Source organism: Rhizobium sp. Root483D2, from assembly GCF_001426685.1.
Classification (GTDB): Bacteria; Pseudomonadota; Alphaproteobacteria; order Rhizobiales; family Rhizobiaceae; genus Pararhizobium; species Pararhizobium qamdonense.
The window spans coordinates 26,057-48,780 of sequence record NZ_LMFB01000015.1 but is presented as its reverse complement, the minus strand read 5'-3'; the positions used below and the strand labels follow the sequence as shown (position 1 = coordinate 48,780).

Sequence of the window (22,724 nt, the reverse complement as noted above, 5' to 3'; positions counted from 1 at the left end):
TAAGCTTTATGTAACGTCTTGATGGTATCAGTCGTCAATTCGATTAGGACGGCAAAAAACGAGATGACTTCAGCCTGGCAGGTATTGGTCGGCAATCTGGCTTCGGTGGCGTTGCTGATCTCTCTCTGGATGCACTTATATTACCGGTTTTACCGTTTCTCCCTGACGCAGCTGAAGCTGGGTTTCGGGGCGATGATGGGGCTTGGCGTCGTCATTTCGATGCTTTTGTCGGTCGAGCTTGAAAAAGGCATCTATTTCGACCTCCGAAACTCGCTATTGGCGATATCCGCCATGTTCGGTGGGCCGTTGGCGATCGCGATTACGGCCCCCATGGCGGTGTTGTTCCGCCTGGCCATGGGCGGCGCCGGCGCCATGATCGGGATCATCTCCATCGCCACCGTATCGGCTCTCTGCCTGATCGCGCATCTCGCCTTGGGAAAACACGCATCGGGTTTTCGCGGCATCGTGGCGGCCGTGCTTCTGCTGCCGGTGTCGTCGTTCGCATTGATCTTCATATTTACAAACCCGGACACGGCGCCGGCCGTCTATCAGATGAGCCTGATCACCGCCTCCTTGAACATGATGGCTGCGGCCATTGCCGGCTCGGTCATGGCCCATGTGCACAAGTCAACGCTGGAGCGCGATATCCTGCGGGCGGCGCTGACGCAGGCGCCGGACTTTCACTACGTCAAGAACCTCGACAGCCAGTTCGTCATCACCAACCTCAACGTCGCCGTCCATAGCGGCCGTCAGGAATCATCGGAAATGGTTGGCCTGACCGATTTTGACCTCGTGCCTGCCCGCGCGCAGGCGCTGTTCGATGCCGAGCAGCGCATCATGCGATCGGGCGAGCCGCTGATTGATTTCGAAGAGGCGCTTGAGGATGAAAACGGCGCCTCACGCTGGTTTTCGACCACGAAAGTGGTGTTAAGAAACAGGCATGGCGATACGGTGGGGCTGGCGGGCGTCACGCGTGACATTACCCGGCGCAAACAGCTCGAGCAGGAGTTGACGGACAGCCGCAACCTCTTGTCGCAGGCGATGACCGAAATGTCGGACGGGCTGGCGATGTTCGACCGGCACGGATACCTCCTGTTCTGCAATGAGCGGTACCGCAGCGCATTTCCGCTCTCGGCCTATGCGCGCCAGCCCGGCGCACATATTGCCGACATCATGCGCGCCTCTGCCCGCAACGGCGAGCGTAAGGATATTGCGGTGGATGTCTCCGAAGAATGGATACAGGAAACCGTCAAGCATCTGCACGTCACCCGCGATACGGAAATTCCGCTCTGCGACAATCGCTGGCTTAGCCTGCGCACCCGTCTGACGGAAGATGGCTCGGCCCTGGTGGTGGTTTCCGATATCACGGCGATGAAGCATGCCGAATTGTCCCTGCGGCAGCTTGCAGAGCAGATGCGGGATCTGGCCGAGACCGATGGGTTGACCGGGCTTGCCAATCGCCGCGTCTTCGATGAAACCCTGGCCTCGGAATGTGCCAATGCATTGCGCCTTTCGGCCCCGCTCAGCCTGCTGATGATCGATGTCGATCGCTTCAAGTCCTACAACGACACCTATGGCCATCCCGCTGGCGACGCCTGCCTGAAGGAGGTCAGCGAGTGCCTGAGCGCGATCAGCATGCGGCCCGGCGATCTCGTTGCACGGTACGGCGGAGAGGAGTTTGCCATCGTGCTTCCGGGAACGGACCTGACGGCGGCAGTGCATCTCGCCGAAATCTTCCGGATGGCGCTGCAGCACCGTGCCCTTGCCCATGCGGGCAGCCGGTTCCAGGTCGTCACGGCCAGCATCGGCGTCTCGACATTTGCGGCGGGAACCCATGTCCTGTCGCCACAGGATCTGGTGGCAAGCGCGGATGCAGCCCTGTACCGCGCCAAGCAGATGGGCCGCAACCGGGTGGAGACATTCCGCGCCGAGGCAAAGGCGAGACGCCGTTAGCCGGTAAACCATGGCGCACTTGAGGGCGCGCCATGGTCTTTCCTATCTTATTCGGCAGCCTGCGGCAGCGCGCAGCCCGTGGTTTCCGGCCTGCCGCCGGAAAGCGTCTTCTGGCCCAGCGCGATGGTGACGACCACTGCAGCGCCGGCGGCCACCGAAAGCCAGAAGCCATTCTCAGCACCGAAAGTATCGACCACCCAACCGGCCAGAAAGGCGCCGAGCGCCATGCCGATGCCAATGCCGGTCGTGACCCAGGTGACACCTTCGGTCAGCATCGATTCCGGCACCCGGCGCTCGATCAGGCCAAAGGCCGTGATGAACGTGGGCGAGATGGCGATGCCGCTGACGAAGACGGCAAGAGCAAGAAACGGAACCGTATCGGCGATCAGCAGCGGCAGCGCGGTCACCGCCAGCGTGCTGACGGCGATCAGCAATTGCTTGTGCAGTGGCGTGCGCAGGTTCAGCGCGCCAAGGACAAGGCCGAGGACGAAAGAACCGATCGCATAGACCCCGATGACGAAGCTGGCCGCGCCGGGTTGGCCGAGTTCCTTGGTCATGGCCACAGTGGTGACCTCGGCGGTCGCAAACATTGAGCCGACGAAGATCAGCGCCAGCGTGATGATCTGCACTGGGCGCAGGCGGATGGCCGATGTCCGGACCGCTCCGGCGATAGCCGGCCGCACGGCCGGTTCGGTTGATTTCTGCAGGGCGAAAGCGGCGGTGCCGACGGCGAGGAAAATCGTCGAGATCAGCATGCCGGCTTCCGGAAAGAGCGAGACCGCCAGCCCGACAGAGAGCGAAGCGCCGGCAATATAGACCAGTTCGTCGGCTGCGGATTCGAACGCAAAGGCAGTGTTCAACTCCGGCCGGTCGCGAAAGAGCTCGGTCCAGCGCGCCCGCAGCATGGCCGGCATGCTGGGCATGGCGGCGGCAAGGAGGGCTGCGGCAAACAGCGTCCATTCCGGCCAGTTCTGGTTGGCCGAAAGGATGAGTAGGGCGAAGGCGATGACCGACACGCATGTTGCGGGTACGATGATGGCGGTTTGCCCGAAACGGTCCACCAGGCGCGATATCTGCGGCGCAATCAGTGCGTTGGTCAGCGCGAAAATGGCCGAAACCGCGCCGGCAATCCAATATTCGTCGCGCGTCTGCGACAGCATGGCAACGATGCCGATCGGCGCCATGGCAATCGGCAAGCGGGCGAAAAAGCCGGCTGCGGAAAAGCTCTTTGCGCCGGGAACGCTGAATATTTCCTTGTAGGGGTTGGACATTGGAAAGGCTCCTGAAATCGTCCGGTGAACCACTTACATACGTGGCGTATGTCTTAACGTGGTTGCATACCTCGCGTATGTCAACTAAAATACGCGCCGTATGTAAAAATAAATACGCCGCGTATGTAACCAGGAGTTTTTGTGGTCAAGAAGCCCCGCCCGGAAATGATCGCAGAAACGCGCGCCAAGCTCGTGGCGGCAGCGCGCCACGCCTTTGGCACAATCGGCTATGCGCAATCCTCGATGGATGATTTCACCGCAGAGGCGGGCCTGACGCGCGGTGCGCTCTACCACCATTTCGGCGACAAAAAGGGATTGCTGCAGGCGGTGATCGGGGAAATCGATGCGGAAATGACGGAGCGCCTGCATCAGGTCTCCTCTGTATCCGCGACACGCTGGCAGGGGTTTGTCGATGAGTGCTCGACCTATATCGAGATGGCGCTGGAGCCGGAAATCCAGCGCATCATGTTCCGCGACGGCCCGGCCGTGCTCGGCGATATCTCGCAATGGCCGACCACCAACGGCTGTATCGCCGCTCTCAAGCAAAGTCTGCGCGAACTTAAGCAGGATGGCGTCATCATCGATGTCGATGAGGAAGTGACGGCGCGCCTGATCAATGGCGCCAGCAGCCATGCCGCGCTGTGGATCGCCAATTCCGACGACCCGCAGCAAACCTCTCAGCGTGCGGTGGCGGGGTTTCGCACCCTGCTGGATGCTCTGCGGTTAAAGTAGACGCGGATGCCGGGAGCCTACCCCGTGATGAAATAATAGACCGCCAGCAACAGTCCGACAGCGACCACCAATCCCCGGATCAGCGCCTGCGGCACGCGGCGGGCCAGCCAGACGCCGGCATAACCGCCAAGTGCACCACCTGGGATCATCACGGCGGCCTGCAGCCAGCCGACGACATTGCCGCCGGCAAAGACGACGATCGCGACACCGGCGATCACCATGGCGAGGAAATTCTTCAGCGCGTTCAGCCGGTGATAATCGCCGCCCTTGGACAGGCCAAGCACGGCCAGCATCATGATGCCCATGCCGGCGCCGAAGAAGCCGCCATAGATGGCGGTGGCAAACTGGCCGAAAAGGCCGAGCGGACCGGCCGGGGCGCCGTCTGCCGCCGTTTTCGGCCGCAGCAGCGGACCTGCGGCGAAGATCACCGTCGCGGCGATCAGGAGCCAGGGGACCAGCGCCCGGAAGGACGGATTGGACAGCGACAGAAGGATCAGCGCCCCAGCAAGGCCGCCGATCAGCGATAGCACGCCCAGAATGGCGGCCTCGCGCCGGTCCGCCCAGATTTCTTTTGAATAGGCGAGTGCGGATGTAACATAGCCTGGAAACTGGACTATGGAGGAGGTGGCATTGGCAACGATCGGCGGCAGTCCGGCCAGCGTCATGGCGCCGAATGTCAGAAAGGTGCCGCCGCCGGCCACCGCATTGACGGCGCTCGACAGGAAGCCTGCCATGAAGAGCAGGATGGCAGTGGATATGGACATGGCGCTCCTCCAGCGGTAGAATCCGGCATAGCGCGCAGGTTTACCGGCGGCAAGACGCTGAAATCATCCTTCGCCGGCTTGCGGCAGGGAGAATTTTTACCGTGCGGGGATGACAAACGCTACGCTTTGGTGTATTCGCCCGACCGGTTCGGGAAAAATCCCGTCAGCCGAAAACAAAGAATGGTGAATTCGCTCCTGTTTCTCTTCGGTGAGAAGCAAAACCCTGAGGCACCTCTTGCGAGGTCTGGTCCAACGGGTCGATCGAGCGCTCTGGCTGTTGCAGAAGAACTTGAGAAGGTTAGACCCATGAACATCATCCAGCAGCTGGAAGCCGAACAGGCCGCCAAGATTGCCGCCAAGCGCACGCTTCCGGAATTTTCGGCAGGCGACACCGTCCGCGTCAACGTTCGCGTCACGGAAGGCACCCGTACCCGTATCCAGGCCTATGAAGGCGTTTGCATTGCCCGCTCCGGCGGCGGCATCAACGAAAGCTTCACGGTCCGCAAGATTTCCTATGGCGAAGGCGTCGAGCGCGTTTTCCCGGTTTACTCCCCGATGGTCGAAGGCGTCGAAATCGTTCGCCGTGGTAAGGTCCGTCGCGCCAAGCTGTACTACCTGCGCGATCGCCGCGGCAAGTCGGCTCGTATCGTTGAAGATACCGGCGTTCGCGCCCGCAAGCTGAACGACGCCGAACGCGCCGCCGTTCAGGAAGAAAAGGCACGCCTGGAAGCTGAAAAGGTCGCAGCAGCACAGGCTCTGGCCGCCGAAAAGGCAGCCGCCGAAGCCGCAGCTGCAGAAGCCAAGGCTGCTGAAGCCAAGGCAGCCGAAGAAGCAGCTGCTGCCACCGCCGCCGAGCCGGCAGCAGAATAAGCTTCAATCCATTGGGATTGTCAGACATTTTTGAAAGGCGGTCTTCGGGCCGCCTTTTTCTTTGGGGGAACGGGAATGGACGATTATCTCAAGACAAACCTTTTGAACTGGGACGACCGGGCGTCACTGCATGCCACCGATACGACCGGCAGCTACCGCATTGACCGGGTGCTTTCAGGCGGCTCGTCGTTGCATGCGCTGGAAGCCGGCGAGATCGGTGATATCGCGGGCAAGGACATCATCCACCTGCAATGCCATATCGGGCTCGATACGCTGAGCCTCAAGCATCTGGGCGCACGCTCCGTCACCGGGCTCGATTTTTCCCCGGTCGCAATTGCCGCCGCGCGGGATTTTGCGCAGAGGGCAGGGACCGAGGCAACCTTCGTCGAGGCCTCGGTCTATGACGCTCCGCAGGCGCTGGAACACCGGACCTACGATATCGTCTTCGTCACCTGGGGCGCCATCCACTGGCTGCCGGATATTTTCAGATGGGCTGGTGTCGTTTCCACCCTGCTGCGGCCGGGCGGCCGGCTCTACCTGCTCGACGGTCATCCAAGGATGTATCAGTACGAAGGCGCCGAGAACGGCCGCCTGTCGCTTGCCTATGGCTGGCGCACGCCCGCCGATCAGCCGCTATTGTTTGAGGAAACCCATACCTATACCGGCGACGAGAGACCGCTCACCCATCAACGCATGTATGAATGGCTGCATCCGGTCAGCGATACCGTCAATGCGCTCCTGAAAGCCGGAATGACGCTCGATTTCCTCAACGAACACGAAATCCTCACCTGGCGGCATTATCCGGCCATGATCGAGACCGGCGAAGACCAATTCGAACAGGCACCGGGCCTGCCGCGTATCCCACTGTCGTTTTCGATCTGGGCGACGAAGGTGCGGTGATCGATCGGCTGGCCATCTTGATAAATGTACGGCATTACCGTACATTTATCACTGATGAAAATCCGTTCCGTCCGACACAAGGGATTAAAGCGCTACATCGAGGACGATGATGCGAAGGGTATCCGGCCGGACCTGATCAACCGTGTGCGCAATATTCTGGCCATGCTGATTTCAGCTGTAGATATTGACGGCATAAACGGTCCGCCCGGCTGGCGCATCCATCGCCTGACCGGGGACCGCGCGGGAACTTGGAGTATCTCAGCCTCTGGAAACTGGCGGATCACGTTCGAGCTTGAAGATGGCGAAATAGGAAGTCTGGACTTGGAGGACTATCACTGATGACTGAAATCGTTGAAAAAATCGGTATGACGCCACCGCATGTGGGCGCGTTCATTCGCGAGGAAATCCTGGACGAACTCGGTCTATCGGTTCTCAGAGCGGCAGAAGTGCTTGGCGTGCGCCGCGCGACCCTTTCGGATCTCGTAAACGAGAAAGCCTCGCTATCGCCTGAAATGGCATTGCGGATCGAAAAAGCATTCGGCGTGAGCATGGATACGCTATTGAAAATGCAAGCCTGGTACGACACCGTAACCATGCGTCAGCACGCCGATGAAATTCGGGTGGAGCGTTACAGCCCGAGATATTGAACGGGACCGCGAATAGTCTTGCCAGCCCGCTGGCATCTGTGACAGGTTCCGGTCGCCACAATTCTGGAGCCGCCCATGTTTTTCCTCCGCACCCTTCTCGCCGGCCTGACCGCCCTTGTTCTTTCTCCCTTGAGCACTGTGGCCGCCGGTCTGCCGGATCTTGGCGGGCGCACTGTCACCGTGGTCACCGAGAATGCCTATCCGCCGCTGCAATTCGTCGATCCGAAGAGTGGCAAGGCGATCGGCTGGGAATATGATGCGATGGAAGAGATCGCCAAGCGGCTGAATTTCAAGCTGGAAATCCAGAACACGTCCTGGGATGCGATGATCCAATCGGTATCCGACGGTCAATACGATATCGGCATGACCGGCATCACCATCAAAGACGAGCGCAAGGCGAAGGTGGATTTCTCCGATCCCTACATGCGCTCGCAGCAGTTCATGCTGGTGCGCGGCGACGAGACCCGCTTCACCGATGCCAAGACATTTGGTGCGTTCACAGACGGCCTGGTCGGCGCCCAGCCCGGCACCTCGCCGTTCTACACCGCTGTTTACGAGATGCTTGATGGCAACGAGCAAAACCCGCGCGTCAAACTGTTCGAGACATTCGGCGCGACGGTGCAGGCCCTGAAGGCCGGTGATGTCGATGTCGTGCTGACTGACAGCGTTGCCGCCAAGGGGTATGTCGATTCCTCCGCCGGTGGCCTGAAGGTGGTCGGCGGGCCGCTCGGCACCGAGGATTTCGGCTTCATCTTCAAGAAAGGCTCGGATCTGGTCGCGCCGGTCAATGCCGCGATTGCGGCACTGAAGGCGGATGGCACGCTCGACCGGCTGAACCAGAAATGGTTCGTCGATTACAAGATGGGCGAATGATCGCCCGCCGATGACGCCTGCGCACGACACATCTCAAAAGGGCGACTATCCCTGGTGGCTGGTCGCCCTTGCCGTGATCGCCGTGGCACTGGCCGTGGTGATCATGTCCAGTGGTGTGTACCGCCAGGTCTTCGCCATTGTTTCCACCGGTATCGGCATCACCATTTTCGTCACTTTGTGCGGCTTTTTCTTCGCCACGGCGCTTGGGCTCGCCATCGCGCTGATGGCGCTGTCGGACCGGGCAACGCTGCGCCAGATCGCCCGTTTCTACACCGAGGTGATCCGCGGCATCCCGATCCTGGTTCTGCTGTTCTACATCGCCTTTGCCGGCGCCCCCGCCTTGGTCGCCGCCATCAATTTTTTCCTCTCGCCGCTGATTTCCGCCGGTGCGATGGAGCCCATGGTGGTGCGCGACCTCTCCTTGATGTGGCGGGCGATCATCGCGCTGTCGATCGGCTATTCCGCCTTCATTGCCGAAGTGTTCCGCGCCGGCATCCTGTCGGTCGACAAGGGGCAGATCGAGGCGGCCAAGGCGCTCGGCCTGTCGCGCTATCAACGCTTCCGGCTGGTCGTCTTCCCCCAGGCCATCCGCATCATCCTGCCGCCGCTCGGCAATGATTTCGTGGCAATGGTCAAGGATAGCTCCCTGGTCTCCGTCCTCGGCGTCGCCGATATCACCCAGGCAGGCAAGATCTACGCATCCGGCTCGTTCCGCTTCTTCGAAACCTATTCGATCGTGGCGTATATTTATCTGATCCTGACGGTCGGCCTGTCGCTCGGTTTGCGCCGGCTGGAGCAAAGGTTACGGAAAGGGCAGAGAGCATAGGTTGACCGCTGCAACCCTCTTCTCCCCGGCGGGGAGAAGGTGCCCGAAGGGCGGATGAGGGGGCGGCACGCTCCGATTTCGTGGGAGGACCCCCTCATCGCCTCACTGTGTTCGGCACGTCTCCCCGCTGGGGAGAAGGGGGAGATGGCGCGGCATGACCCCGTTCATCTGTCCAATTGCCGAACCGTCAAAATATTGCTATATCCCGCTTATGGAATCCAAATTCGGATGTTACGAGCAGAAAATCGTCGTGCTGCAGGACCACAAGCGTCTGCCGGCACGGTTTTTTGCGTGCGTTTCCGGCGCGTTGAGCAGCCGGCTGATCTGACCGCCGGGGCTTGACCCGGCCGGGTGACCGGCGCCTTCGCCGGAATTTTCCTTTTTCACAATGCCCGAACTTCTTCACAATGCCCAAACTTCACAATGGATGCACAGCCATGAGCGCACCGCGTACCCTCTACGACAAGATCTGGGACGACCATCTGGTCGATCAGCAGGATGACGGAACCTGTCTTCTCTATATCGATCGCCATCTCGTCCACGAAGTGACGAGCCCGCAGGCGTTCGAAGGCCTTCGCTTGACGAACCGTCAGGTCCGGGCTCCGCAGAAGACGCTTGCCGTCGTCGATCACAATGTGCCGACCTCGCCGGATCGCCATCTCGGCATCAAGAACGAGGAAAGCCGCATCCAAGTCGAGGCGCTCGCCCAGAATGCGGCCGATTTCGGCGTCGAATATTATTCGGCCAGCGATATCCGCCAGGGCATCGTCCACATTGTCGGGCCGGAACAGGGCTTTACGCTGCCGGGCATGACCATCGTCTGCGGCGATAGCCATACGTCCACGCACGGCGCTTTCGGCGCGCTGGCGCATGGTATCGGCACGTCCGAGGTCGAGCACGTGCTCGCCACCCAGACGCTGATCCAGAAGAAGGCCAAGAACATGCTGGTGCGTGTCGATGGCGTTCTGCCGGAACATGTCACCGCCAAGGATATCATTCTTGCGATCATCGGCGAGATCGGCACGGCCGGCGGCACCGGCAGCGTCATCGAATTTGCCGGCGAAGCCATCCGCGCGCTGTCGATGGAAGGCCGCATGACGGTCTGCAACATGACGATCGAAGGCGGCGCCCGTGCCGGCCTGATCGCGCCGGACGAAAAGACTTTTGAATATATCAAGGGAAAACCGCGCGCGCCGAAGGGCGAGGATCTCGAAAAGGCCATCGCCTACTGGAAGACGCTGCAGACCGACGAAGGCGCGCATTATGACCGCGTCGTCGTTTTGAATGCCGCCGACCTGCCGCCGATCGTGTCCTGGGGGTCCTCGCCGGAAGACGTCATTTCCGTTCAGGGCATCGTGCCGAACCCGGACGAAATCGCCGACGAAAACAAGCGCACCTCCAAGTGGCGCGCGCTCGATTATATGGGCCTGAAGCCGGGCACGAAGATCACCGATATCTCGATCGACCGCGTCTTCATCGGCTCCTGCACCAATGGCCGCATCGAGGACCTGCGCGAAGTCGCCAAGGTCGTCGAAGGCAGGACCGTTGCCTCGACGGTTTCGGCGATGATCGTTCCCGGCTCCGGCCTCGTCAAGGAACAGGCGGAGGCCGAAGGTCTCGACGTGATCTTCAAGGCAGCCGGTTTCGACTGGCGCGAGCCCGGGTGCTCCATGTGTCTCGCCATGAACGACGACCGCCTGAAGCCCGGCGAACGCTGCGCCTCCACCTCCAACCGCAACTTCGAAGGCCGCCAGGGCTTCAAGGGCCGTACACACCTCGTCTCGCCGGCGATGGCTGCTGCGGCGGCGGTCTCGGGCCATTTCGTCGATATCCGCGACTGGAAATGAGCGTATGGCCCTGCCGTTTATGGCAGGGCCATCGCATATGCGAAATAGAAACGCGAACAAATAGAATCGCAGCAGGAGCGAATGCTCCCCGACGATCTTTGTTCCGGATATACAATGCCGCGCCTTTGTGGGGGGCGGGTTAGAGAAGGGCTTCGTTTCGGAGAAACGAGTTCCAATCTTCCCCGCAAGAGAGAGGGCCGGCCTCACTCACTCAACCACTTTTTGCGGCAGCCGCACCGCCTTCAGGCTGATCGCCGCAATCAGCGCGATCAGCGCGATGCCGCCTGCCGTCAAGAACAGCGGCAGGAAGGCGGCCGTATAGCTCTCAGCCACCAGCTGGCGCGTTGCCTCCGGCAGCGTCGAAAGCACCAGCGGCGTCAGCTTCTCGATGTCTTCGATCCCTGGTATCGCGGTCGTTCCCCGCGCCAGGCCCGCTGCAATGATGGCGCCGTAGATCGAGATGGCTATCGAGGCGCCGCCCATGCGCGACAGGGTGACGGCGCCGGTGGCCGCCCCGACATCGCCACGCGCGGCAATATTCTGCACCGCGACGATCGGCACCTGCTGGCCAAAACCGATGCCGATGCCATGCAGCGCCATGATCGCGCAGATGATGTAGAGCGGCGTGCCCGGCTGGATCTGCGTGAAGATCAGGAGCGACATGACGGTCAGGCTGGCGCTGAGGATGGCAAACGGCTTGTAACGGCCCGAGCGCGAAATCAGCCGTCCCGCCGTCAGCGAGCCGCAGACGATACCGCCAGTCAGCATGATGAACAGCATGCCGGCGATTGACGGCGTCAATCCGGTCGTCGTCTGCAGGTACAGCGCGAAATAATTGACCATGCCGATACCGACGGCGCCGCTCGCCAGCGAAATCACCAGCATGAGACTGAAGGTCGGGTTGCGAAACAGCGTCAGCGGAACGATCGGCTCCGGCGCGCGGCGCTCGACGAACACCCAGGTTGCCGCGCACACCGCGCCCAGCACAACAATCGCCAGGCTGCCCAATGAAAACAGCGATCCGAACAGCTCGGCGCCATCGCCGAGAAGCACGACGCAGGTAACGGCGGCGGCCAGAAGCAGCGCTCCGGCATAATCGATTGTCGGACGGCGCGTCGGGCGGCGGTAGGGCAAGAAGAAGAACAGGCCGATCAGCACCGCAATGCCGATCGGAATATTGATGAGAAAGATCGAACGCCAGCCGAACAGGTCGCTCATCGTGCCGCCAAGCACCGGGCCGACGGCGCCCGACGCCATCAGTACCAGGCTGGAATAGCTCTGGTAGCGCGCCCGCTCGCGCGGCTCGAACAGGTCGGCATTGATCGAGAAGATCGACACCATGATGCCGCCGCCACCAAGCCCCTGCAGCACGCGCGCCGCAATCAGCGTGTTCATCGACACCGCAAGCCCGCAGGCGATCGAGCCCAGCGTGAAGATCGTCACCGCAGCCAGCATCACATATTTGCGGCCAAAGAGGTCGCCGAGCTTGCCATAGAGCGGCATGACGGCGCAGGTGGCCAGAAGATAGGCCGAGCCGATCCAGCCGAACCGCTCCATCTGCCCGAACTCGCCGACAATGGTCGGCAGCGCCGTCGCCACGATCTGGTTGTCCAGCGTCGCCATGAACAAAGCCGTCATCAGGAAGAAGAAAAGCGTCAGGCGAAGGGCCGGGTTCGAGACCAGCGGCGCCGGGGTGACATGCATGTCCATGAGGGATATCCGGTTGCGTTGGGCAATTTATGTGCTGTTAGCATATAATTGTCAACAGCACATTTGTGCCATCAGCATATTCATGCTTTATGAAGCACGCGTGTTTTGCTAGGATGAGCCATGGATCACGGACATTTACCCTTGGAATGCACCACTGAGACCGGAGACCCGGAGACCAGCCGCCTCCGCATCAGCCAATCGATGGGGCGCTGGCGCACCATGATTGGACGGCGGGTGCTTGCGCGCCTTGCCATCAGCAATGTCGCCCCGAGCCTTGAAATCACCCATCTCGACGTCCTCGACAGCATCCGGCGGGCCGAGCCGGAGGGCGAGGTCACCGTCGGGATCATCGCCGAGATGATGCGCATCGACCCCTCGCGCGCCAGCCGCATCGTCGGCGAAATGGTCACCCGTGGCGCGCTCCGCCGCGAAGCCTCGCAGGCCGACGCCCGCCGGATCATCGTCGTCATGACCGACACGGGACAGCAGCTGATGGCCGAAATCCAGTCCGTCAAACGCAGCGTCATCGACAGCGTGCTCGCAGACTGGCCCGAAGACGACGTCGCCACCTTCTCCCACCTCTTCGACCGCTTCGTCACCTCCTTCGAACAGGTCTGCACCACCCGCGAAAAGAATACGGATTAACCTGCCCACTCGCCGCACACTCCCCCTTCTCCCCCCGGGGAGAAGTGCCGAGCAAAGCGAGGCGATGAGGGGGCCGCCCGGCACGTTCAGAGCCGGCGCCCCCTCATCCAACGCCTCGCACCACCGTCTCCCCGCAGGAAGAGGGGAACCATCGCCACCAAATCCACGCCCGCCCCTTCCCCTCCTCCCCCTGTTTACGCTATGGCCTTGCGCCATGAGCAAACAGGCTTTCGTAATCTTGATGGGCGGCCCGCTGACGCCGACGGGCAGGCTGGCAGCGCAGCTATCCGGCGCCCGCGTGATTGCGGCGGATGGCGGCATGCGCCATGCGAGCGCGCTTGGCCTGGCGCCCGAACTCTGGGTCGGCGATTTCGATTCCACGCCGCAATCCCTGATCGACGCATGGCCGGAGGTTGCCCGCGAGCCCTATCCCGCCGCCAAGAACGAGACCGACGGTGAAATCGCCGTCGCCACCGCCCTGGAACGCGGCGCGCAAAAACTCGTGCTGGCCGGTGCGCTCGGCGGTGAGCGCAGCGACCATGCCTTCATGCACCTGCTTTATGCGGCGAGACTTGCCGAAGACGGCATCGAGGTGCTGCTGACGTCGGGCGAGGAGGAAGCCTATCCGCTCTTGCCTGGCAGCGTCGAGATCGGCCTGCCGAAGGGCAGCCTGTTTTCCATCCTCGGGCTCGATACGCTGACCGGCCTCTCCATTACCGGTGCCCGTTATCCGCTCAGCGATTTCCATTTGCCGTTCGGCTCCTCGCGCACCGTTTCCAACGTCGCCGAAGGCACCGTCCGCTTCACCCTTTCCTCCGGCCGGGCGCTGATCCTTGCCCGTCCCCAAGACTTTTCGGGAGCCTGACCATGGCACCACCCATTTTGAAACTCGACAATATTTTCCTGTCCTTCGGCGGCACGCCGCTGCTTGCCGGCGCCAATCTGCAGGTGGAGCCGGGCGACCGCATCTGCCTGGTCGGCCGCAACGGCTCGGGCAAATCGACCCTGATGAAGATGGCGGCCGGCCTTGCCGAGCCCCAGTCCGGCGATATCTTCCGCCATCCCTCCACCACCATCCGCTATCTGCACCAGGCGCCCGATTTCGACGGTTTCGACAGCGTGCGCGCCTATGCCGAGGCCGGCCTTGGCCCCAGCGACGATCCCTACCGCGTCGCCTATCTCCTGGAACATCTCGGCCTCACCGGCGACGAGGACCCATCGCAGCTGTCGGGCGGCGAATCCCGCCGTGCGGCGCTTGCCCGCGTCATGGCGCCCGAGCCCGATATCCTGCTTCTCGATGAGCCGACCAACCATCTCGATCTGCCCACCATCGAATGGCTGGAAGGCGAGCTCATTAAGAGCCGCTCGGCGCTTGTGGTCATCTCGCATGACCGGCGCTTCCTCGAAAAGGTCTCCAATTCCACCGTCTGGCTCGATCGCGGCCAGTCGCGCCGCCTCAACCAGGGCTTTGCCTTCTTCGAGGCCTGGCGCGACAAGGTGCTGGAGGAAGAAGAGATCGAACAGCACAAGCTCGGCAAGGAGATCGAGCGCGAGGAACATTGGCTGCGCTATGGCGTGACCGCACGGCGCAAGCGCAACATGCGCCGCCTCGGCGCGCTGCAGGACCTGCGCGCCAAGCATCGCGGCCATAACGGCCCTCAAGGCTCGGTCCAGGCGACCGTGTCGGACGCCCGCGAATCCGGCAAGCTGGTGATCGAGGCCGATCAGATCACCAAGACCTATGGCGAGCGCACCATCGTCGCCCCCTTCTCGATCCGCGTCCATCGCAGCGATTGCATCGGCCTCGTCGGCCCGAACGGTGCCGGCAAGACCACGCTCTTGAAGATGCTCACCGGCCAGATCAAGCCCGACAGCGGCTGGGTCAAGCTCGGAACCAACCTCGAGATCGCCACGCTCGACCAGCGCCGCGAGGACCTGAACCTTGAGGACACGCTGGCGCATTACCTCACCGACGGGCGCGGCGACAACCTGCTCGTCAACAGCGAGCAGCGCCATGTCACCGGTTATATGAAGGAATTCCTGTTCCAGCCCGAACAGGCGCGCACCCCGATCAAGAATCTCTCCGGCGGCGAGCGCGCCCGCCTGATGCTCGCCCGCATCCTGTCGCGCCCGACCAACCTCCTGATCCTTGACGAACCGACCAACGACCTCGATATCGAAACGCTCGACCTGCTCCAGGAAATCGTCGCGGGTTTTCCCGGCACCGTCATCCTGGTCTCCCACGACCGCGACTTCCTCGACCGTACCGTCACCTCGACCATCGCACCCGCCAATCCCGACGCCCCCGACGGCCGCTGGATCGAATATGCCGGCGGCTATTCCGACATGATGGCGCAGCGCAAGGGTGCCGCCGACGAAAAGAAGCGCGCGGACAAAGCCGAAAAAGCCAGATCCGCACCCGAGAACGGCACGTCCTCCGCGCCCAGAACCGGCAAGGGCAAACTCTCCTTCAAACAGAAATTCGCCCTCGAAAACCTGCCGAAGGAGATGAAAAAAGCCGAAGCCCAGATCGGCAAACACGAACAGGAAATGGCCGACCCGAACCTGTTTGCAAAAAACCCGTCCCGGTTTTCCGCGCTCGCCTCCGAGCTGGAGAAACTGCGGGCGTCGATAGCAAAGATGGAAGAGGAATGGCTGGAACTAGAGATGCTGCGGGAGGAGATTGAGGGGTAGGAAGAATTGGACAAGGGAAATTAGGTCATTGAAAAAGTTCTTTTTAAAGAATTAAAAGAACCGAATTCAAAACATAGGTAGTAAATTATAAGTATAAGAATTTGGGTCCTGTTGAAAAAATCTACACAATACCCCTAGCTGACCTATCAGCTGCAACTGCAGCGGTTAGGGAAGCAAGATAGTCTGGTACTAGACTATGCGCGCCATCTGGGTATTCAATACAGCTAATGTTATATGACTGTTTAAAGGCTCCCACTATAGATCTGTGATTTTGTTTCGGCAAAAGGGAGTAATGGCTATGCGAACTTTCTGAGGCCGCATGTATATTTTCCAAAATTATTTGCATGTCAGGATCACCCAATGAATAACCCAAAAATAATACCGTATTTACTGTAAATAATGATGCCATAACATCAAAAAACCTCTATTGTTTTGTCTTGCCTTAAAATAGGAGGATCTGTCTAGCACAATCTTCCCAGGCTCAGTAATGCACCCGTGCGCCTTTACCACGAGGCGGCTCGGCGAACGTAAATGCTCGAGTAAATCAACCGACGCATAGCGACAGACACTATATGCAGCATTTCCTCCACTGTAATATTCGAAATTTTTTTCCATAAATTCATCATAGTTTGTGGTCACGATAGTTTTTAAGTCTAGATCTAAGATATACTTATATATACTGTGATGAGGGGTCGCGTTTGGTTGAAAAACCTCTCTGAGTCTAGCGTTTATATCGGCGCGACCGACCCCGTCAGAAATAATCTGCGCAGCATCAAGCAAGCCATTCTGCTTAATTAGCTGGGTTACTAACTTTTGATCCGCCTTCTTCTCAAGTTTCCTTGATAAACTGCTTAGCAACTGCCCCCATGTCGGAGTTGTGGGAGATGCCGCCTTCGATATTCCAGCACCTATAAAAAGCAATACACGTCGATCAGCTAATTCCCTTACCAAAGCCTCGGGCCAATGAACCATATCAAAAGACCTTTGCAGCTATAGCCTGAGCCAAATTGCCAATAATGCCCTTGTACGTTTCAGCCTGGCTAAATTGACTTCCTACCAACCCGTCTTTTGCTCTGAGCCCAATTATTGGAGAGTTTACAGTCTGCGCGAGAGGGATGAGGCTATACAAATTCGGAACATCACCCAAGTATAGCCTCTTTTTCTCAGTCGCAAACTCCGATAGATAAGTAGTTAATTCTTGCGGAATATCCGTCAGAATGCGCTCGTATGCTTTTGTTGGGCGACGTATCCCCTCTTTGGACTTTGCGATATACTGCTGCAATGTATAACCAACAAAGCCTTCTCTAATTGGTATTGTCTTTGGCACCTCAAATTTCTCTAAAGCCCCAGGATTTAGTCTTTCTGCCTGCTCTAGCGCCACCTCATAATAATCAATCCAACCATTTATCCAGCGGGAAATGTTTCGTACACCAAGGAGACTAAACGCATCTGCACCAAGAGGCGTTACAAAATTATCGCAGGATAGAAGGACGGAACGGTTGAGCGCGCCAAGCGATGGACTAACGTCTACAAAGGCAACGTCGTAATTCTTTTCATATGAGACCAGGTACGATCTGAGCCAATTACTAACTCGAAAACCGCCAACTTTTCCGCTCGGAATGTCTGTCCACGCCTGGGATAGTTGATCTTCGAACAGAGAAATCCTTGGATTTCCAGGAAGCAAATCGACGCCGAATCTATTTGATCTCGCCAAAATTGGCCTTACATTCCTATTAATAGATGCGTCACCATCAACCATTGGCTGTATGACATCCATTATTGTCTTTATTTTAGTATCGTCTTTCGTTTTCCCAGTAGGCCAATATAAATCAATCGTTTTGTCGTCTCCAAGAATGTATTGAGTGATATTACACTGCGGGTCGCAATCTATTATAAGAACGCGCTTTCCCATCTCAGCCGCGAAATAGGCTGCAATGTTTCCAGTCAGTGTAGTTTTACCCACGCCGCCTTTATTATTAAAGAACGATATTACTTTCATCCCCAGCAACACCCCGATCCCAACATGCAGTTTTTTCCATTGGCAAAATCGCTAGCATAATTACGTCGTGTGTTGAAGACCGATCCTTGACAATCGCGGGTAGCTAATCCGACTTCGAAATTCACTTTGAAGATTAACTGTGGCTTCAGAGGAAGCCGCCCGGCCGACCCTGCCGTGCCAAAAGCCGGCAGACATTGCAGATGACACAAGCCACGGGCGACAACTGCGCCGCGTGAAGGCCGCGCCATGGCCGCAATCAGAGCTGCCACCCGAATATACGGGAGATGAAATCTTAGGAGACGCCAGCTATAGTGCCGCACAAAAGGGGAACGGGATGGCCAAAGCCATACATCGGTTTCAAAGCGGGACGGATGTGCTCGCGCTGCAGATGGACGCGCTTTACAAGGCCGCACCGGCATCGGTGCTGACCATCTTCGGCGGCTTGATCGCGATATCAGCCTATTGGTCGCCGCAGGCGAAAACAGGGCTGTTGATCTGGTTTTTCTGCATCTGCGCCCCGGCTGCCGCCTATGCCATCGGCGCCATGGCCCGTCGAAGCGGCCGTCCCAAAGGCTGGGGGCCGGTCGCATGGTCTCATATCAGCAAGGCTATTTTCCTCATCTCCGGTCTGGCCTGGGGCATCGGCGGCGCCTGGATGCTCAGCATCGGCGACCACAGCCAGACGCTGGTGATCTGCTGCGTGGTCATGGGCGCGATCACCTGCACCTTTCCCAATGTCGTCTATGAGCCGGCTCACTTTCTTTTTCAGGTGCCGATCCTGGCGATTTTCACCATCACGCTTGCCGCCAGCGATGTCGAATTTGGCGGCCTGCTCGCGATCGCCGCAGCCCTTCTGTGCCTTGCCCTGGTGGTGATGGCGCGGGCCGTTGGATCGCAGCTGACGCTCGCCCTGCATCTATCGCTGGAAAACAAGCAGCTCGCGGAGGATCTGGCCGAACGCGGCATAGCATTGGAGCGGGCCAACCGGCAGCTCTCCGTCGAAGCGCTGACCGATCCGCTGACGGGCATGGCCAACCGCCGCCAGCTGATGAATTTCATGCGCACCAATGCCGGCCGCACGGCACTTTTGATCGCCGATATCGACCATTTCAAATCCTATAATGACAGCTTCGGCCATGTCGATGGCGATATCTGCCTGGTGCTGGTGGCGGGCGCCCTGCAAAACGCCATCCGGCCCGGAAAGGACCTTGCCGCCCGCCTCGGCGGCGAGGAATTCGCCGTCATCCTCAGCGATCTCTCGTTGGACGAAGCGATCGCCGTGGCCGAGCGGATCCGCGGCGATGTCCAGACGCTCATCGATGCACATCCGCGCCAGATCCGCCGCCCGGTGACGATCAGCATCGGCCTTGCCTATCGCAGCAGCGAGCGGGACAAAACCCATGCGAACCTGATGGAGGAGGCCGATTCCGCCCTCTACGAGGCCAAGAATTCCGGCCGCAACCGCGTCTCCGCCCATTCTTCGCCATCAGGCGATCTGCCCGGTGCAGCCCCGGCCCGCGCATGATTTCCCGGAAAGGAACGAATTGGCAAAGCTCCACCATGCGGCAAAGGGTGAGACGGCCCTCCCAGCCACGCCTAGGACCGCCCCACCCGCCGCTTGCGGCAATTGCCTCCACCCGTTTCGGATGAAGGACGCCGCGCGACCTTTTCAGCCCCGGCCCTGGCTCAAGGCCGAAACGCGGCCGTGCCAGAAGACCAGGCAGGGCACGACCACAAGCTCCATGCCGAGCCCCAGAAGATGCCCCGCCGAAGGCACGCCATCGGCGACCAGCGATACGAGCCTCGCCAGCCCGCCGGCAAAGGTCAGGATCGCCAGAAGCCGGATCCGCGCCGCTTTCGTTTCGATTGCGGGAATGCAGCTGTACCAGGCAATTCCAAAGGCGAGGAAAAGCCCGGAGAGGAACCGCACATGGCTGCTCAGATCCACAGGCGGCGTCTTTTCCCCGAGAAATGCCGGTCCCATCACCACGCCGCCCAGTCCTGCAAAAACCGGCAGCATCGCAAGTATGGCGATGGTCGCCTGCAACAGGCGCCGCTGGCGGAAATCGGCCGGGCTGATCTGATAGGCAAGACTGGGCATCGCGCATCCTCCTGTAATCATGAGGGTTACGTATGAAGGAGCGGCCAAGTTTCAAAAAAGCAGGACACAACAGCGTGAAAAAGCGCACGGCGCACCTGCCGCAGAAGCACTGCATATTGATTCGCAGCCGCACAGGCGCTATCTAGGAAGCTCGTGGTGATTTGGCCGGCCGGCTTGCAGCCACGTTAAATAAGTTGCTAAAGGGCCGTGCGAGCGCAAGCAAGCGGGCCCGGTAGCGATTCTGTCGTTGCCGGTTTTTTTATGCCGGCCCCGCGAGTTCGTAGATCCGAGTGTTGTCCATGCCGATCAAGATTCCCGATACGCTGCCCGCCTATGAGACCCTCGTCAAAGAGGGGGTGCGGGTGATGACCGAAACTGCGGCGATCCGTCAGGATATCCGGCCGCTGCAGATCGGCCTGCTCAATCTCATGCCCAACAAGATCAAGACCGAAGTGCAGATGGCGCGCCTTGTCGGCGCCTCGCCGCTGCAGGTCGAGTTCTCGCTGATCAGGCTCGGCGGCCACAAGCCCAAGAACACGCCGGAAGAACATCTGCTTGCCTTTTACCAGACCTGGGACGAGGTGAGGCACCGCAAGTTCGATGGCCTGATCATCACCGGCGCCCCGGTCGAGACGCTGGATTATGAGGACGTCACCTATTGGAACGAGATGAGTGACATCCTCGACTGGACCCATACCAATGTCCACTCGACGCTCAACATCTGCTGGGGCGCGATGGCGGCGATCTACCATTTCCATGGCGTGCCGAAATATACGCTGAAGGAAAAGGCTTTCGGCGTCTATCGCCACCACAATCTCAACCCGTCCTCGCCCTATCTCAGTGGCTTCTCGGATGATTTCCAGATCCCCGTCTCGCGCTGGACCGAGGTGCGCCGCGCCGATATCGAGAAAAATCCGGCGCTGGAAATCCTGATGGAATCGGAGGAAATGGGCGTCTGCTTCGTACACGAAAAGGCTGGCAACCGACTCTATGTCTTCAACCATGTCGAATATGATTCGACCTCGCTCTCGGACGAATATTTCCGCGACGTCGATGCCGGCGTGCCGATCAAGATGCCGCACAACCATTTTCCCCATAATGATCCGACACTGACGCCGCAGAACCGCTGGCGCAGCCACGCCCACCTGTTGTTCGGCAACTGGATCAACGATATCTATCAGACCACATCCTTTGATCTCGCCGATATCGGGAAGGACAGACGCTGACCGCAGATCTCATCATCCGGCCCATCGAGACCGGCGACGAACAGGATTGGCGCCGCCTGTGGAAGGCCTATCTCGCCTTTTACGAAACCACCCTGCCGGAGGAGATCTACGCTCTCACCTTTTCACGGCTGCTGACGGGTGCGGCCCATGAATATGCGGGATTTCTGGCCGTTCTCGATGGCAAGCCGGTCGGCCTTGCGCATTATCTCTTTCACAGATCCTGCTGGCACGAGAATTCCATCTGCTACCTGCAGGACCTGTTTGCCGATCCCGATGTGCGCGGACAGGGGATCGGCCGGGCGCTGATCGAGGCTGTCTATGCGAAAGCCAACGCGCAAAAAGCGGATGAAGTCTACTGGATGACCCAGGATTTCAATGCCAATGCCCGCAAGCTCTACGACCGGATCGCCGAAAAGACGCCCTTCATCATCTATCAGAAGACGTTTTGAAACAAATCTGCTGTCGTCACGGCCACGCAACCGCTGGAACGGAAAAGGCCGGCGGATCGGCGTAAATTGTATGACTTTTCGGTTGCCGACATCGGCGAAATGACGCAGTTTGCGGCCGGATGAGTGGAGGAAGAAAAGCCGTGCAGACAGAGACTGAAGTGTTCGGCCATATGCCATCCGGCGAGCCCGTGCATCGCATCGTGATCAAGGGCGGTGGACTGACCGCGCATATCCTCACCTGGGGCGCAGTTATCCAGGACCTGCGCCTGAACGGCCACGCCGCGCCTTTGGTACTTGGCTTTGAGAATTTTTCCGATTATCTCGCCCATTCTCCCTATTTTGGCGCGACACCCGGCCGCAATGCCAACCGCATCGGCGGTGGACGCTTTGACATCGACGGCGTTCCCTATCAGCTGGAATGCAATGAAAAAGGCGTGACACACCTGCACGGCGGCAGCGACGGTATTGCCAAGCGCCTGTGGAGACTGGTCGAGACGGCGCAGGACCGCGTCGTGCTTGAGATCACCGATCCTGATGGCCGCGCCGGCTACCCCGGCAACTGCACCATCACCTGCACCTACACGGTCAGCGATGGCGGCGTCCTCAATGTTCTCTACGAGAGCACGACCGACCGGGCAACGATCTGCAATGTTTGCCAGCACAGCTATTTCAATCTCGACGGCACCGCCGATGCGCTCAGTCATGACGCGATGATTGCCGCCAACAGCTATCTTCCGACCAACGATCTGCAGGTGCCGACCGGCGAAATCCGCGCCGTTGAAAACACCGCTTTCGACCTGCGCGCCATGACCCCGCTGCGCCGCCAGCTGGACGGCGAAAAAATCGGCTACGACCATAATTTCTGCCTGGCCGAGAGACGCGGTCGGAAACAGCCGGTCGCTCTGGTCCGCAGCATCAATTCCGGCATTTCGCTGGAAGTCCGCACCACCGAGCCCGGCGTGCAATTCTACACCGGCTTCAAGATGAACATTCCCGTACCCGGCCTCGAAGGCCGCCAGTACGGCCCCTTCGCCGGTTTCTGCCTGGAAACCCAGATCTGGCCGGATGCGGTCAATCACGCCAATTTTCCAGAAGCCATCCTGCGGCCAGGCGAAACATTGCGGCAGGAAACCGATTACGTCTTTACCCGGACCTGATTGGCTCTCCCGGCCCCCTTCGTCCAGGCTTGCACAACACGTCGCAGCATCACGCCGCGA

At 59.6% G+C, this 22,724-nt stretch carries 23 protein-coding genes and 1 riboswitch; of the genes, 17 read left to right on the top strand and 6 right to left on the bottom strand.

Annotated elements, in window-relative coordinates; genetic code table 11:
* Positions 1-63: 63 nt before the first annotated feature.
* A complete protein-coding gene (locus tag ASD32_RS13095) occupies positions 64-1,953 on the top strand; it encodes a diguanylate cyclase (RefSeq protein WP_060638475.1) in 1,890 nt (629 codons plus the stop codon).
* Positions 1,954-2,000: 47 nt separating this feature from the next.
* Here the strand turns inward: ASD32_RS13095 and ASD32_RS13090 are convergent, their stop codons facing one another.
* Complete coding sequence (locus tag ASD32_RS13090) at positions 2,001-3,224, bottom strand: MFS transporter (RefSeq protein WP_060638474.1); 1,224 nt, start codon at positions 3,222-3,224, stop codon at positions 2,001-2,003.
* A gap of 165 nt (positions 3,225-3,389) precedes the next feature.
* Here ASD32_RS13090 and ASD32_RS13085 point away from each other — a divergent pair, with 165 nt between their 5' ends.
* Positions 3,390-3,956, top strand: coding sequence for a TetR/AcrR family transcriptional regulator (locus ASD32_RS13085; RefSeq protein WP_060638473.1), 567 nt, complete (start codon positions 3,390-3,392; stop codon positions 3,954-3,956).
* A 17-nt stretch (positions 3,957-3,973) separates the two neighbouring features.
* On the opposite strand, the gene ASD32_RS13080 is transcribed toward ASD32_RS13085, so the two are convergent.
* Entirely contained in the window at positions 3,974-4,720 is a 747-nt protein-coding gene (locus tag ASD32_RS13080; RefSeq protein WP_060638472.1) for a sulfite exporter TauE/SafE family protein, read from the bottom strand.
* Positions 4,721-5,026: 306 nt separating this feature from the next.
* On the opposite strand from ASD32_RS13080, the gene rplS reads away from it, so the two are divergent.
* The 8 genes from rplS to leuC all read left to right on the top strand — a co-directional run bounded on the left by rplS (position 5,027) and on the right by leuC (position 10,683).
* The gene (gene rplS, locus ASD32_RS13075; RefSeq protein ID WP_060638471.1) at positions 5,027-5,590 is read left to right on the top strand and encodes a 50S ribosomal protein L19; all 564 of its coding nucleotides are present in this window, start codon (positions 5,027-5,029) and stop codon (positions 5,588-5,590) included.
* A 75-nt stretch (positions 5,591-5,665) separates the two neighbouring features.
* On the top strand, positions 5,666-6,490 hold the full coding sequence (locus ASD32_RS13070) for a class I SAM-dependent methyltransferase (protein WP_060638470.1): 825 nt from the start codon (positions 5,666-5,668) through the stop codon (positions 6,488-6,490).
* A gap of 24 nt (positions 6,491-6,514) precedes the next feature.
* Entirely contained in the window at positions 6,515-6,829 is a 315-nt protein-coding gene (locus ASD32_RS13065; RefSeq protein WP_244490161.1) for a type II toxin-antitoxin system RelE/ParE family toxin, read from the top strand.
* Positions 6,829-7,137, top strand: coding sequence for a HigA family addiction module antitoxin (locus ASD32_RS13060; protein WP_060638469.1), 309 nt, complete (start codon positions 6,829-6,831; stop codon positions 7,135-7,137). The genes ASD32_RS13065 and ASD32_RS13060 overlap by 1 nt, the downstream gene beginning before the upstream one ends.
* Before the next feature lie 75 nt (positions 7,138-7,212).
* Positions 7,213-8,010, top strand: coding sequence for a basic amino acid ABC transporter substrate-binding protein (locus ASD32_RS13055; RefSeq protein WP_060638468.1), 798 nt, complete (start codon positions 7,213-7,215; stop codon positions 8,008-8,010).
* Positions 8,011-8,020: 10 nt separating this feature from the next.
* A complete protein-coding gene (locus ASD32_RS13050) occupies positions 8,021-8,836 on the top strand; it encodes an amino acid ABC transporter permease (RefSeq protein ID WP_060638467.1) in 816 nt (271 codons plus the stop codon).
* Between the two features lie 154 nt (positions 8,837-8,990).
* Positions 8,991-9,164 (top strand): hypothetical protein, encoded by a 174-nt coding sequence (locus ASD32_RS29580; RefSeq protein ID WP_162252665.1) that lies wholly within the window; start codon positions 8,991-8,993, stop codon positions 9,162-9,164.
* 109 nt (positions 9,165-9,273) lie between these two features.
* Complete coding sequence (gene leuC / locus ASD32_RS13045; RefSeq protein ID WP_060638466.1) at positions 9,274-10,683, top strand: 3-isopropylmalate dehydratase large subunit; 1,410 nt, start codon at positions 9,274-9,276, stop codon at positions 10,681-10,683.
* A 207-nt stretch (positions 10,684-10,890) separates the two neighbouring features.
* Here leuC and ASD32_RS13040 read toward each other — a convergent pair whose 3' ends face one another.
* Positions 10,891-12,393: an MDR family MFS transporter gene (locus ASD32_RS13040; protein ID WP_060638465.1), complete on the bottom strand. Its 1,503-nt coding sequence runs from the start codon at positions 12,391-12,393 to the stop codon at positions 10,891-10,893.
* Between the two features lie 120 nt (positions 12,394-12,513).
* Between ASD32_RS13040 and ASD32_RS13035 the strand changes: the two genes are divergently transcribed.
* The 3 genes from ASD32_RS13035 (at position 12,514) to ASD32_RS13025 (ending at position 15,732) form a co-directional block, all read left to right on the top strand.
* The gene (locus tag ASD32_RS13035) at positions 12,514-13,038 is read left to right on the top strand and encodes a MarR family winged helix-turn-helix transcriptional regulator (protein WP_060638464.1); all 525 of its coding nucleotides are present in this window, start codon (positions 12,514-12,516) and stop codon (positions 13,036-13,038) included.
* Between the two features lie 214 nt (positions 13,039-13,252).
* A complete protein-coding gene (locus ASD32_RS13030) occupies positions 13,253-13,903 on the top strand; it encodes a thiamine diphosphokinase (RefSeq protein WP_060638463.1) in 651 nt (216 codons plus the stop codon).
* Positions 13,904-13,905: 2 nt separating this feature from the next.
* A complete protein-coding gene (locus ASD32_RS13025; protein ID WP_060638462.1) occupies positions 13,906-15,732 on the top strand; it encodes an ABC-F family ATP-binding cassette domain-containing protein in 1,827 nt (608 codons plus the stop codon).
* 387 nt (positions 15,733-16,119) lie between these two features.
* Here ASD32_RS13025 and ASD32_RS13020 read toward each other — a convergent pair whose 3' ends face one another.
* A complete protein-coding gene (locus tag ASD32_RS13020) occupies positions 16,120-16,704 on the bottom strand; it encodes an SIR2 family protein (RefSeq protein ID WP_060638461.1) in 585 nt (194 codons plus the stop codon).
* Between the two features lies 1 nt (position 16,705).
* Complete coding sequence (locus tag ASD32_RS13015) at positions 16,706-17,731, bottom strand: ParA family protein (RefSeq protein WP_060638460.1); 1,026 nt, start codon at positions 17,729-17,731, stop codon at positions 16,706-16,708.
* Positions 17,732-18,065: 334 nt separating this feature from the next.
* Here ASD32_RS13015 and ASD32_RS13010 point away from each other — a divergent pair, with 334 nt between their 5' ends.
* Positions 18,066-19,256, top strand: coding sequence for a GGDEF domain-containing protein (locus tag ASD32_RS13010; protein WP_060638459.1), 1,191 nt, complete (start codon positions 18,066-18,068; stop codon positions 19,254-19,256).
* A gap of 144 nt (positions 19,257-19,400) precedes the next feature.
* On the opposite strand, the gene ASD32_RS13005 is transcribed toward ASD32_RS13010, so the two are convergent.
* The gene (locus ASD32_RS13005; protein WP_200953595.1) at positions 19,401-19,832 is read right to left on the bottom strand and encodes a DUF4345 domain-containing protein; all 432 of its coding nucleotides are present in this window, start codon (positions 19,830-19,832) and stop codon (positions 19,401-19,403) included.
* A gap of 143 nt (positions 19,833-19,975) precedes the next feature.
* Positions 19,976-20,053, top strand: a riboswitch (SAM riboswitch).
* Between the two features lie 78 nt (positions 20,054-20,131).
* Here ASD32_RS13005 and metA point away from each other — a divergent pair.
* The 3 genes from metA (at position 20,132) to ASD32_RS12990 (ending at position 22,664) form a co-directional block, all read left to right on the top strand.
* Positions 20,132-21,058, top strand: coding sequence for a homoserine O-succinyltransferase (metA, locus tag ASD32_RS13000; RefSeq protein WP_060638458.1), 927 nt, complete (start codon positions 20,132-20,134; stop codon positions 21,056-21,058).
* A complete protein-coding gene (locus tag ASD32_RS12995; protein ID WP_060638457.1) occupies positions 21,055-21,507 on the top strand; it encodes a GNAT family N-acetyltransferase in 453 nt (150 codons plus the stop codon). The genes metA and ASD32_RS12995 overlap by 4 nt, the downstream gene beginning before the upstream one ends.
* Before the next feature lie 140 nt (positions 21,508-21,647).
* Positions 21,648-22,664 (top strand): aldose epimerase family protein, encoded by a 1,017-nt coding sequence (locus ASD32_RS12990; protein WP_156383167.1) that lies wholly within the window; start codon positions 21,648-21,650, stop codon positions 22,662-22,664.
* Positions 22,665-22,724 lie beyond the last annotated feature (60 nt).